12 protein-coding genes are annotated in these 11,983 nt (G+C 41.1%); 4 read left to right on the forward strand and 8 right to left on the reverse strand.

Features of this window, described 5'->3' with window-relative positions:
- Both AC1DPZ_RS14495 and AC1DPZ_RS14500 read left to right on the forward strand, forming a co-directional pair.
- Positions 1-775: sensor histidine kinase (locus AC1DPZ_RS14495; RefSeq protein WP_477404531.1), on the forward strand; the 775-nt coding region annotated here is incomplete at its 5' end.
- A gap of 3 nt (positions 776-778) precedes the next feature.
- Complete coding sequence (locus tag AC1DPZ_RS14500) at positions 779-1,471, forward strand: response regulator transcription factor (RefSeq protein ID WP_477404533.1); 693 nt, start codon at positions 779-781, stop codon at positions 1,469-1,471.
- A gap of 291 nt (positions 1,472-1,762) precedes the next feature.
- On the opposite strand, the gene AC1DPZ_RS14505 is transcribed toward AC1DPZ_RS14500, so the two are convergent.
- The 6 genes from AC1DPZ_RS14505 to AC1DPZ_RS14530 all read right to left on the reverse strand — a co-directional run bounded on the left by AC1DPZ_RS14505 (position 1,763) and on the right by AC1DPZ_RS14530 (position 8,506).
- Positions 1,763-2,404: a class I SAM-dependent methyltransferase gene (locus AC1DPZ_RS14505; RefSeq protein ID WP_477404535.1), complete on the reverse strand. Its 642-nt coding sequence runs from the start codon at positions 2,402-2,404 to the stop codon at positions 1,763-1,765.
- A gap of 1 nt (position 2,405) precedes the next feature.
- Positions 2,406-3,293 (reverse strand): UbiA prenyltransferase family protein, encoded by an 888-nt coding sequence (locus AC1DPZ_RS14510; protein WP_477404537.1) that lies wholly within the window; start codon positions 3,291-3,293, stop codon positions 2,406-2,408.
- A 26-nt stretch (positions 3,294-3,319) separates the two neighbouring features.
- On the reverse strand, positions 3,320-4,597 hold the full coding sequence (locus AC1DPZ_RS14515; protein ID WP_477404539.1) for a metallophosphoesterase: 1,278 nt from the start codon (positions 4,595-4,597) through the stop codon (positions 3,320-3,322).
- 14 nt (positions 4,598-4,611) lie between these two features.
- A complete protein-coding gene (locus AC1DPZ_RS14520) occupies positions 4,612-6,120 on the reverse strand; it encodes an AAA family ATPase (RefSeq protein ID WP_477404541.1) in 1,509 nt (502 codons plus the stop codon).
- A 152-nt stretch (positions 6,121-6,272) separates the two neighbouring features.
- Positions 6,273-7,370 (reverse strand): vWA domain-containing protein, encoded by a 1,098-nt coding sequence (locus AC1DPZ_RS14525; protein WP_477404543.1) that lies wholly within the window; start codon positions 7,368-7,370, stop codon positions 6,273-6,275.
- A gap of 257 nt (positions 7,371-7,627) precedes the next feature.
- Complete coding sequence (locus tag AC1DPZ_RS14530) at positions 7,628-8,506, reverse strand: carbohydrate kinase family protein (protein WP_477404545.1); 879 nt, start codon at positions 8,504-8,506, stop codon at positions 7,628-7,630.
- 154 nt (positions 8,507-8,660) lie between these two features.
- Between AC1DPZ_RS14530 and AC1DPZ_RS14535 the strand changes: the two genes are divergently transcribed.
- Both AC1DPZ_RS14535 and AC1DPZ_RS14540 read left to right on the forward strand, forming a co-directional pair.
- The gene (locus AC1DPZ_RS14535) at positions 8,661-9,080 is read left to right on the forward strand and encodes a YybH family protein (protein ID WP_477404547.1); all 420 of its coding nucleotides are present in this window, start codon (positions 8,661-8,663) and stop codon (positions 9,078-9,080) included.
- A gap of 22 nt (positions 9,081-9,102) precedes the next feature.
- Positions 9,103-10,086: an AAA family ATPase gene (locus tag AC1DPZ_RS14540; protein WP_477404549.1), complete on the forward strand. Its 984-nt coding sequence runs from the start codon at positions 9,103-9,105 to the stop codon at positions 10,084-10,086.
- A 207-nt stretch (positions 10,087-10,293) separates the two neighbouring features.
- On the opposite strand, the gene AC1DPZ_RS14545 is transcribed toward AC1DPZ_RS14540, so the two are convergent.
- Together AC1DPZ_RS14545 and AC1DPZ_RS14550 are read right to left on the reverse strand one after the other, a co-directional pair.
- Complete coding sequence (locus AC1DPZ_RS14545) at positions 10,294-11,175, reverse strand: cupin-like domain-containing protein (protein WP_477404551.1); 882 nt, start codon at positions 11,173-11,175, stop codon at positions 10,294-10,296.
- 157 nt (positions 11,176-11,332) lie between these two features.
- Positions 11,333-11,881, reverse strand: coding sequence for a fasciclin domain-containing protein (locus AC1DPZ_RS14550; RefSeq protein WP_477404553.1), 549 nt, complete (start codon positions 11,879-11,881; stop codon positions 11,333-11,335).
- Positions 11,882-11,983: the final 102 nt, after the last annotated feature.

Here is an 11,983-nt window from a genome sequence, read left to right on the forward strand (position 1 = left end):
GTTTATGCCYATAGGAGCAGCGGTATTATTGATAACGCTTTTTTTGGTGCTGATAGGCTGGCTCATTTACCGTAACCTTAATGTGAACATCAAATTGTTTAAACTACAGTACGATTTTATCAACAACTTTACACATGAGTTTAAAACTCCGGTCAGCGTAATAAAAATTGCCGGATCAAACCTTAAAGGGGACGGAGAACTTACCGAACGACAACGTAAGCATTACGGTAAAATTTTAGATGAAGAGGCAGATAAACTAAACGATTTGATGAATAAGTTGTTATCATTCACCCAGCTTGAAAATAAATCTATTAGTATAAAAAAAGAGAAAATTATTGTTAACGATTTTGTGGGCCGGTATATTGGTTCTTTTAAAATTAAGTACCCCGATTTTAAGCTGAACTATACGGCAGAAGGCGTACATAGTTTTTACACAGATCCTGTACTTTTGGGCAGCGTTTTTCAAAACCTGATAGAAAATGCCTACAAATATTCGCACCCCAGGCAAAAGGAACTTAATATAAATATAACGCAGAGAAAAGGAAAGATTGTATTTTCATTTATTGATAGGGGAATAGGAATCCCTAAAAACGAACAAAGCAACGTATTTGAAAAATTTTACAGGATAGAGAATCAATATAACCAAAACGGAAGCGTAGGTTTAGGCTTGGCGTTTTGTAAAGAGCTGGTTAATTTTATGAACGGAGAGATTACGGTTAACAGTAAAATTAATGAGGGCTCGGAATTTATAGTTACGCTTCCAAACGAAAATTAAAATATGAACAAAGAAATTAAGATTGCGCTGGTTGAAGATGATGAAAACCTGCGTTTCCTGGTTGCAGAGCGTTTGCAAACCGAGGGGTATAAAGTTTTGGAGGCCGATAACGGCGACGATGCAGAGGCTATGATACTGGCCGAACAGCCAGACATTGTACTGCTTGACTGGATGCTGCCCGGCAAACCGGGATCTGAAGTTTGTAGCAACATCAGGGAAAAGGGCTACGATAAGCTGGTAATACTAATGACAGCAAAAGCCCAGGATGTTGACAAAATTGAAGCCTATAACTTTGGCGTATCCGACTATTTTACCAAACCGTTTAATATGGATGTGCTGGTGGCTATGATTGATAACAAGATCAAATTCAGCCTGAATAGTGAAAAAGCAGAATCGTACAAGTTTGCCAACATGGAGCATTTGCCCAATACGCACCTGCTGATAAGGGATGGCCGTAAAATAGAACTTACGATACTGGAGAACCGGATATTGCTTTACTTTTTGAAAAACAAGAATAAGGTAATTAACCGTGAAGAACTGATGATGGAAGTTTGGGGCTACAATGCCGATGTAAACACCCGTACGCTGGATATGCACATAGTGCGTTTGCGCAAAAAAATAGAAACCAATGCCGATTCGCCGCAATATTTGCAAACGGTTAGGGGGATTGGGTATAAGTTTGTGTATAATCAGTAAAATGTTTTCTTTCTCGTCAATTGCGAAATCACTAAGAAGCTCCTAAATTGAGTTTGTTAATGTTTTTATGCTTCTAATGAAGCACATAACCACTACCCATGACGTGTTTTCAAAAAAAAACTTTTTGTCATCCTGAACGCAGTGAAGGATCTACTATTCGCCATGCTTCTTCGCCCTGTACAGTCTGAAAATAGATCCTTCACTGCGTTCAGGATGACAAAACTTTTAAAACATCATTTCCCCTTCAGAGTTTCATGGAATTTTACAACTCGACGCATAAGAGGTTTGCGTTTATATCGCAATGACGGTTATATTGAGCTTCTCATACACCCTCGCCACTATAAAATCATTAAAAAAAAGCTTTTCATCTAAAATCCTATATCCATTCAAATTAAAACAGCTGCTAATCTCCGGTAACTTACCGGCCTCTATCCCACAGATCAATCTAAAAAAAACAAACATGCTTTTAAGCAAAAATCCATGCCACCATTTCCCTGTTAACTGAAAATCGCAATTGAGCCAGATGCACCCTGGCTTTAGCAGAACATGAATATGATTGAACACAGTTTTTAAAGTTTTATTGGTAAAGTTATCAAAAAGGAAAGGGGTGATCACTACATCAAAATCCTGGGAGAGATACACATTTTCGATTGCATCATTTATAAAATTCACCTGGTTATTGCCTGTGTCTCTTTTTTGAGAAAGCGCCATCATCCCCGCAGCAACTTCAACATACGTAATGTATAAACCCGACGGATAAAGTTTAGTTAGCTCTTCCAGTATCCAGCCTGTGCCGCCGCCAACTATCAGAATTTTACTGCCAGGTTTTACATAACCGAGCAAATAAAGCTGCGCGTTCACTATCGCTTTACCATAAACCAACCGCGAAAGGCTATCATAAAACCAGGCGGAATTATTAAAGTTGGCAGCCATATTAATGGCTTTTAAAAACCAGGTTAACGGCCAACAGTACAACATATTGCAATATGAGTACGCCATCCATAAAAAAGAAATAATAGTACTCATCTTTTTCCCGGCCAGATTTAAAGATAAGCCAGCCGGTAAGGAAAACGGTGAGTGTTAATGCAAAAAAATCGGCACTGAAACCGTTTTGCCTGAACAGAAAAAGCAGGCCCACATAGCCTGCCAGCAAAACCTGGCAAAACAGGTAGGCATTTTTTTCGCCCCAAACTACCGGGATGGTTTTTAAGCCCATTGTCCGATCATCAAACAAATCGCGGATATCAAAGGGTATAGTAAGTGCACCAATAAATAAAAACCTTTTAGCAATCAGTATAGTAGTATCGCGCATAGATATATCAGTTGCGTGATGATGCATTGCTTCAAGTACCGGGAATAGTACGCAGCTCATTGTCCATACCAGGGTGATAAGGAATGGTTTCAAACCGGGTATATTACGCAGGCCAAACTTTTGTTCGCCAACTGCAAATAGTGGTAAACCGTAGCAAAATGATAAAATACCCAAAAAGATGAGCAGTATTTTTGATTCCGTAGTGATCAGGAAAAACAGGGGGACAAGCGAGAGTAGCGAAACTATGGTAAACGTTACCATCAACCGGTAATGGTCAAAAAACCAGCGTACACGTTTGTAGGGCGATGCTTCGGGCTTTTTAGGTTTGGTAATGAGTATGCAGAAATTATATATACCTAAGGTAGAGGTGAATAGTAATCCCAAAACGGATAAAACAGGTTTAGATCCGATGAGGTGAAAGGTAACCAATGCCTGGGCCACAGCGCAAAGCGACATGAAGATATTACTGAACAGCAGAAAATCAAAAACTGATTGAAATATTTTCTTCATTGGGTAATGATCTGCCCGCTTTGATCTTATGCTTTGCTTCCAGAAGGATCGTGCCCGGCTTTTAATGTAAATATCGTAATCTCAGGCAATATTCCAACTCTGCCGTATAAACCAACAAAGCCATAGCCAACATTTACATATAATTGCTGCTTGTTATGCTGGTAATGTCCGGCCCATTCCGGGTAAACATATTTAATAGGGCTCCACTGAAAGTCCTGGTAACGCACACCAAATTGCATACCATGTGTATGACCGGAGAACATTGCATCAATCTGCGGATATTCTGGTAGCACCTGTGCCCGCCAGTGAGATGGATCATGTGAGAGGAGCAGCTTTACGGGTAGATCATTGGTGTTTTTTGTAGCCAGATCCATACGCCCATACTTAGGGAAACGACTAAATTCTCCCCAGTTTTCAACACCAAGTATCCCTATTTCCTCGCCATTAACTTTAAGCCGGCGGCTTTCGTTCAGCAACAGGTCCCAACCCATGTTTTTGTGGGTAAGTACCAGGGCCCTGTGGTCTTTTTGTTTATCGGCGGGATTTGACCAGTCAGTATAATCACCATAATCATGATTGCCCAGGCATGAATAAACACCAAGCGGAGCCTTTACTTTTGCAAAAATATCCTGGTAATACCGCATTTCGCTGGCTTCACTGTTAACCAGGTCGCCGGTAAAAAATATAAAGTCGGGTTTTTCCTTCAACAGCATTTCAACACCGCCAAGTACCGCTTTTTTATTATAAAAACTGCCCGAATGGATATCAGAGATCTGCCCCAGTTTAATGCCGTCAAAAGCTTTGGGTAAATTAGGCAGATACAGGGTTTGGTATTTTACATGATAATCGTACAAGCCCTTAGGCATATTAATCTTAATGGCAGCTAAAGGCACAGCACCCGCCAGCAAACCGGCTTTCATCAAAAATTCTGACCGGGGAATAGCATTGGGTGGGGTTAGGGCGGTATTTTTTTTAGATAAGTTTGTAAACCTGGCTTTGCGCCATACCAGTATCCGCCTTACATCATCAATTAGCAAAAAAGGCAAAAATGTTAGCTTACCTATAAATGTAAGGGAGAAGATTAGCAAACCCGCTGCGCGCACACCAAGCCCCAATTGAAAATAGAGCCCGGTTAGCAAGCCTCCAATAATTAAAATGCAGCTTACCCAATAAAAAATGGTAAATGGCTTTCTACGCACCAGCTCCCACTTTTGAAAGGCCCCGCGTATGCCGTGCCATACATACAGATCAATTAGCAATAGTGCCGTAATAATCAGGATAATGTTAAGCGTCTGTTCTGCCATTTATTGAAAAAGTATCAATTATAACGGTCGTCATCTAAATCAAGGTCATCTTCATCAGGCTGCAGATTAAACAGGCTGTTAAACATATCCGAGAAAGCAAAACCGTTATCTAAAAATCCTTTGTTTAACTGCGAAAACTCTGAAAGGCCATGCAGCACAAACTCCATCAATAGTAATTGCTGGTTTTCTGTTAAACGCGGATGGAGCTTTTTAACCAGGTCTTTTAACCCGGCAACTTCATTAAGTTCTTTTTTGTAATCAAGTAATGACATATCATCAACCAAAGCCAGGTTGTTACCTTCGCCAAACCAGTTAATAATATTGGCGTAAGGGTTTACCCCTTTTGCCTTTTTAGCCTTCTCCGGGTCGGGGAAAAATTCAAGGAGTGTGGTTTTAATAGCCTTGCCTATCAGGATATTGGCCACCTTGCCGGGGCCTTCCAGCTCACCTTCATAAACAAGCTCAATTTTACCGGTGATGGCAGGGATAACACCCAAAAAGTCGGTAATACGCACAAAGGTATCTGGCTCATGGTTCATGATCATGCGGCGCTCTGCATTGCTGATCAGGTTTTCATAGGCCGAAATAGTTAAACGGGCCGATACTCCCGATTTTTTATCAATATATTCGGAACTGCGTGCTTCAAAGGCAATTTGTTCAATAAGATTTTTAACCAAATTGTCGGCTTCAACAGTGTTCCGCTGCTCATCTGTAAGTGAGGCTTCCTGTTGAGTTATTTTTCTTGAAATTTCAACCGTGCGCGGATAGTGTGTTAAAATCTGGCTTTCAATCCGATCCTTAAGTGGTGTAACAATAGATCCACGATTGGTATAATCTTCGGGGTTGGCAGTAAATACAAACTGGATATCCAAGGGCAAACGCAGTTTAAACCCGCGGATCTGGATATCTCTCTCCTGCAAGATGTTAAATAATGAAACCTGGATACGGGCCTGCAAGTCGGRCAATTCGTTAATCACAAATATACCGCGGTGTGCACGTGGGATTAGCCCGAAGTGGATAACACGTTCGTCGGAGTAGGTTAATTTTAATGTTGCTGCCTTTATAGGGTCAACATCACCAATTAGGTCGGCAACGGTAACATCGGGTGTAGCCAGCTTTTCTGTATACCGTTCGGAGCGATGAATCCAGCCTATAGGAGTATCGTCGCCTTTTTCGGTTATGGCACTGTGGCCAAACCATGAAATGGGGTTGTAAGGATCATCAAACAAATCAGATCCTTCGATGTAAGGCACATATTCATCCAGTAAATTGATCAACAAACGTGCAATACGGGTTTTGGCCTGGCCCCGTAAACCCAGCAACAAAATATTGTGGCGAGACAGGATGGCTGTTTGCAGATCGGGTATAACTGTATCCTCAAACCCAATAATGCCTTCAAAACCGCCTTCACGTTTTTTTAGTTGCTCAATAAGGTTGGTACGTAGTTCATCTTTAACCGAACGGCTTTTGTATGCACTTTTTTTAAGCTGACCGAGGGTTTTAATATCTAATAATTTACTCATTTGTTGAATTTGAAAATTTGAGGATTTGAAGATTTGAAAATGGGAAATCATAATCTTCAAATGACCATCTGATTTTTATTTTATGTAGGAAGGTATGTTTGTCTAATTTAAAAAATAACATTTTCAAATCTTCAAATTAACACATCTTCAAATTAGCGTACCGTTTTCCTTCTATTTTTAATATAATCCTCAAAAATATATTCGCCCAGGCCATTTAATGAACTGTAGAAGGCCTTGCCGCCATTTGTCTCTGTAAACTGGCGTACAAACTGCTGCAGGTAGGGGTCCTTTGCTATCATAAACGTTGTGATAGGTATTTTTAAGCGTTTACACTGGGCAGCCATATTAAGGGTTTTGTTTACCACTTTTCTATCAAGCCCAATGCTGTTTTTATAATACTTGGTACCTTCTTTTAAACAGGTTGGTTTACCATCGGTGATCATGAAAATCTGCTTGTTGTGCGTTTTACGGCGGCGTAGCAAGTCGATAGCAAGCTCCAGGCCCGCGTATGTATTGGTATGGTAGGGCCCAACTTGTAAATAAGGCAGATCCTGCAGGGTTATAGGCCATGCATCGTTACCAAAAACAACAATATCAAGGGTATCTTTTGGATATTTGGTCCTAATCAGTTCGGCAAGGGCCATGGCTACTTTTTTTGCCGGGGTTATCCTGTCTTCTCCATAAAGGATCATGGAATGCGATATATCGATCATCAGCACGGTAGAAGTAAGGGTTTTGTAGTCCATTTCCTCCACTTCCAGGTCGCGCTCGGTCATCATAAAATCGCCGATTCCGTGGTTTACCTGCGCGTTGTGAATAGATTGAGTCATGTCAATCTGGTCCAAACTATCGCCAAACTCAAACTCCCGCCGTTCTGCGTTTTTTTCATCCCCCTGGCCCGATTGTGGTGAAATGTGATTGCCTTTGCCCGATTTTTTGAGCTTACCAAAGATCTCTTCCAATGCCGATTGGCGAATGCTTTGCTCTGTTTTTGCTGTTATGTTGAAGCCGCCGCTTTGCTGGTCATCGCTCAGGTAGCCTTTTTGTTTCAGTTCGTCAATAAAATCGCCTATACCATACTCGTCGTTAGTAAGGTTATATTGTTTATCAAGCTCGTTAAGCCAGGCTAAAGCTTCGCCTGCATCGCCCGAAGTGTAGTTGAGCAATTCAAGAAATAATTTTAATAATTCTTCAAATCCGCCTTTAGGGATCTGGTTGGGTTTAAACTTGGAAAATCCAAAACCGCGCATATTTTGTCCTTTCTTAATATAAAGGAACGGATAATTATTCTTAAAAGTTTGGAGTAGCGGGGATTAAAATAAATTGTTAGGTAAGTATGACAATTTGATAGATGTGCAGATGTGCGGATTTCAGATGTGCAGATTCTTATTTGAAAATTTGAAGATTTGAGAATTGGAAAATGGAACCGCTATCCAATAATAAAGGCCAACAGTCATTTTGACTATCGGCCTTAAGCATTTTTGAATTTTTACTTTTGAATTTTGATTTAAATATACGCCAAACTACTCAACAGCTCTGGCGGATAAATTGGGTTTGCACCACGCTGACTGGCAACAAAAGCCCCTACAGAGCAAGCTTTATCAACCACAATTTGCATGGGGTGGCTGGCCAGTAAACCGGTTACAAAGGTAGCCAGGAACGCGTCGCCCGCACCTACCGAATCGCCTACTTTTACGGGGCAGCCAGGGCTTTCATAAAATTTATGATCGTGCCAAACTATCGCCCCGTTTTCGCCGCGTGTTACGCAAATGGTTTGGTTATGGTATTTGGAACGAAACTCTGCTATCTGGTCTCTTAACGAATTATTGCTGCCACCTATCAGCAGGTTGGCTTCTTCTTCGTTCATCTTCACCACATCGGCACGCGCTACCAGGGTTTCTATGGTTGAAAGTGTAAAATGAGGAGGGCGCAAGTTTACATCAAAAATTTTGAGTGCAGGGGTCTCATCAAGCAGGTTAAGCAGTGTTTCGCGGGTAGTTTTTAGGCGACAGGCAAGGCTGCCAAATACAATGGCCGACGCTTTTTTTGCAGCTGTATTAAGCACATCAGTTGTTTCGATATTATCCCAGGAAACAGGTTCGGGAATAATATAGGTTGCCTGGTTGTTTTCATCCAGCTTAACGGTAACCTCGCAGGTAGGAAACTCATCAGATTGCTGGATCAGGTCGGAGTAAAGGCCGTTGGATTTAAGGAACTCAATCAACGCGTCGCCGCTGTTATCCATGCCAACAGAGCTGGCAAAAGTAACGTTTACGCCTTGCTGCACCAGGTGCCTGGCCACATTCATTGGTGCTCCCCCCGCTTTTTTACCATCGCCAAAAGCATCCCATAAAACTTCGCCAAAGCTTAATACCTGATTTTTCATATTGAGTTTTTGTTAGGGCAGTAAAACTCAAATATAGTTGATTTTTTGTCTGAACCGGAATTTTTAGAATTTAAGAATTTTTAGCTTTTTTTATCATTATGTTAATTCATATTTTCGGTAAATTCAGGTTCCACAAAATTCCTATCTTCAAACTATGAAAAAACTCATCCCGTCTTTCTTCTTGCTCCTGATTTCTTGTTTTTGCTATGCCCAGGATAAGCAAGCCATATTAACTGTGATGCATAAGCAGGAACTTGCCTGGAACCGGGCAGATATTGAAAGCTTTATGCAGGGTTACTGGAAATCAGATTCGTTGGTATTTGTAGGTAAAAACGCGCCTGTTTATGGCTGGCAAACTACGCTCGATCATTATAAAAAGCGATATCCGGACAAGGCCGCTATGGGGCAGCTTAAATTTACTATTATGCAAGTAAAAGTACTGAATGCTACTAATGCTTTTGTTTTAGGCGGATGGCACCTTAAGCGTGTTAAAGACGATTTAGGCGGCTATTATACCCTCTGGTTCAGGAAAATTAATGGTGAATGGAAGATAGTATGTGATCATACTTCTTAGATTTGAGGCAGAATTTTTTGAGATGAAGAGAGGATTGGTCATAGGAAAATTTATGCCTTTGCATAACGGGCATATAGCCTTAATTAATTTTGCTTTGGAGCACTGCGATGAACTGGTTGTTTTGGTAAGTGCCAGTGATGATGAGCCAATACAAGGCGCCCGCAGATTGGAATGGGTTACCGAAACCTATAAAGACAATAGCAAGGTTAAACCCTGGTTATTGAATTATGATGAAGCGGTTTTGCCCAATACTTCGGCATCATCAGAAGGGGTATCCAGGCTTTGGGCTGATTATTTGAAGCTGCAATTGCCAGCCATTGATGTGATTTTCGCCTCAGAAGCTTACGGTGCGTATATGGGCAGGTTTTTAAACTGCGAGCACATTATATTTGATGAACCCCGCAAAATAGTACCTGTATCTGCCACGCAGATAAGGAATGATCCTTTTACTTTCTGGAATTTTTTACCTGGTGCTGTAAAACCTTATTTTATCAAAAAGATTTGCCTGTATGGCACCGAATCAACAGGTAAAACTACTTTGGCAAAAAGGCTGGCTATTCATTTTAATACGGTAGATGTACCCGAAACGGCCCGTGAGATACTGGAGCATACCCATGAATGTACAGAAGAACATTTAATCCGGATAGCCGAATTGCATGCACAAACTATCAATGAACAAATAAAGAAGGCCGATAAACTGTTGTTTGTTGATACCGATTTAAATACAACACGGTCATACAGCCGGTTTTTGTTTGATAAGGATTTGGAAGTGTCTGAATGGGTAGCAGCGGCTAATCAGTTTGATCTTTATTTATATCTTGATGCCGACGCTCCTTATGTGCAGGATGGGACAAGACTTAACGAGGCTGATAGAAACAGACTAAATGAAAGCCATCGGCAGGAACTAATTAACCGTGGCATCAGCTACGTTTTAATACCGGGAAATGAGTGGGAGGAAAGGTTTAAAAATGCTGTTATAGCTGTAAATAAATTTATCTCTCGATAATTATATTTTTATCTTATGCCTATTCACTCGCGCTTAAATCCTGACAGGTTTTCGCCCAACTGTTTTTTTTGAAAGTTTTTTAAAAAAAGATAAGCTTTCAAAATCCATGGCATAACGGGTTTCTGTAACGTTTTATCCTGCATCAGCAGATTTCGGCAATATCAACCCGGTATTGGTTCACAAAATCGGCAAAAGTAATAACAGAATTTACAACGGCTTACCTGCAGCCAGCTCTTTATTAGCCCATTTAACGGCCAGTTCCTCACGGAATTTGGCGTATTTTTCTTTGAAAGCCATTTTTAGCACACTATCAACACCGCCTTTGATGGCCAGGTTGTATAAGCTCGCGGCCTTACGGCTTACAGATGCGTCCCAGGCGCGCAGGCTTAGGGAGTATGATCCGTCGATGTACTTCATCCAGTGCCAGTAGCCGGTAGGCATAAACAGGGTATCGCCATGTTCAAGAAATACCTCGGTGCCTTCTACACCATCAAGTGCCGGAAATTTTTTGGTGTCGGGGTTTAATACATCATAATCCTCTAAGGCATAAGTAGCATTAGGGATACAGTATAAACGGCGTTTCCATTTATTCTCGAATAAGATCACATGCTTGCGCCCACCAAAATGAGTATGGAAAATATGCGGAAGATCGATATCGTAATGTAAAAATGTAACCGAATTTGAGCCACCAAAAAACATGGCCGGCATGCTTTCTAAAAAGCCACCCATGAGGTCTTTAGGTAGTACAATATCATCCAATAGCTGCGGAGCCTGTTTAAAGATATTAAAGAAAAAGATGCGCAGCTCGGTAGGCTGGGTACGGATCATATCGATATACTCATCAAAGGGCATTTCGGTAGCCGATGAGTTGATGGGTTTTGATGGATCGGCTTTGGAGTTGTCATACAAAGGCACTACCTTTTTGCCAACCACTTCTTTTAAATATTCAGGTGTCCATTTTTCGCGGGCGGGCCAGTTTTTGGTGAGCCCCTTAATTACTAATGGGCGACGTGGGTTTAAATAGTTCTTCTTAAAATCCTCAGGAGAAATATTTTCAACGGTATCAATTGGGCTAAGTATAAAACTCATATAGGGTACTTTCCAGGGCTGTTTATTTTAACATTGACTTTATATTACCAAAAAGTAAACAAAGGAACGAAATAAAACTTCAAAAGGAAAGTTTTCATCAGGCAGTTTTCCGTCTGCTAAAAGGACTGCCTATTGCAAACCGTCTGCCGCTCGCTCTTTAATTTGGCATTAAAACGGTATTTACTACATGTATTACACCATTACTTTGGTTTACATCGGCAATGCTGATGAATGATTTTCCGCCTTTTTCATCAACCAGGTATAGTTTTGTGCCTTGTGCCATTACGGTTAAAGTGCCACCGCTTACGGTACTCAACTCGGCTTTACCACGACCCTCCTTTACTTTGGCCAGCAAATCAGCCGAACTCATTTTGCCGGCGACTACATGATAAGTTAATATTTTTATAAGGTTGGCTTTGTTTGCAGGTTTCACCAGGTTATCAACGGTACCTGCAGGCAATTTACCAAAGGCTTCGTTAGTTGGGGCAAATACAGTGAACGGCCCCGCCGAGGATAAGGTTGGCACCAGGCCGGCTGCTTTAACAGCGGTTACCAACGTAGTATGATCCTTAGAGTTGGAGGCGTTTTGTACAATGTTTTTATTGGGGAGCATGGCTGCGCCGCCTACCATTTTTGTTTGGGCGTGTGCTTTTGGCGTTACTGCAAAAGCTACTAACGCCAGGGTCAATACGATGAGTTTTTTCATAATTACAGGATAGTGTTCATATTTATGTAAGATACGGTAAGTAAATATAAACGGTTTTAATCACAGTTTTGCTTTGTAACAATGCTATTGACCATTTAACAG

Source organism: Mucilaginibacter sp. P4_G9 (assembly GCF_056400985.1).

Excerpts from the sequence above, each read along its gene's own strand:
- AC1DPZ_RS14530 (WP_477404545.1), bottom strand. The coding sequence starts at position 8,506 with ATGAAAAATCAGGTATTAAGCTTTGGCGAAGTTTTATGGGATGCTTTT.
- AC1DPZ_RS14505 (WP_477404535.1), bottom strand. The coding sequence starts at position 2,404 with ATGGCTGCCAACTTTAATAATTCCGCCTGGTTTTATGATAGCCTTTCG.
- AC1DPZ_RS14500 (WP_477404533.1), top strand. The coding sequence starts at position 779 with ATGAACAAAGAAATTAAGATTGCGCTGGTTGAAGATGATGAAAACCTG.
- AC1DPZ_RS14545 (WP_477404551.1), bottom strand. The coding sequence starts at position 11,175 with ATGAGTTTTATACTTAGCCCAATTGATACCGTTGAAAATATTTCTCCT.
- AC1DPZ_RS14540 (WP_477404549.1), top strand. The coding sequence starts at position 9,103 with ATGAAGAGAGGATTGGTCATAGGAAAATTTATGCCTTTGCATAACGGG.
- AC1DPZ_RS14550 (WP_477404553.1), bottom strand. The coding sequence starts at position 11,881 with ATGAAAAAACTCATCGTATTGACCCTGGCGTTAGTAGCTTTTGCAGTA.
- AC1DPZ_RS14525 (WP_477404543.1), bottom strand. The coding sequence starts at position 7,370 with ATGCGCGGTTTTGGATTTTCCAAGTTTAAACCCAACCAGATCCCTAAA.
- AC1DPZ_RS14515 (WP_477404539.1), bottom strand. The coding sequence starts at position 4,597 with ATGGCAGAACAGACGCTTAACATTATCCTGATTATTACGGCACTATTG.
- AC1DPZ_RS14535 (WP_477404547.1), top strand. The coding sequence starts at position 8,661 with ATGAAAAAACTCATCCCGTCTTTCTTCTTGCTCCTGATTTCTTGTTTT.
- AC1DPZ_RS14510 (WP_477404537.1), bottom strand. The coding sequence starts at position 3,293 with ATGAAGAAAATATTTCAATCAGTTTTTGATTTTCTGCTGTTCAGTAAT.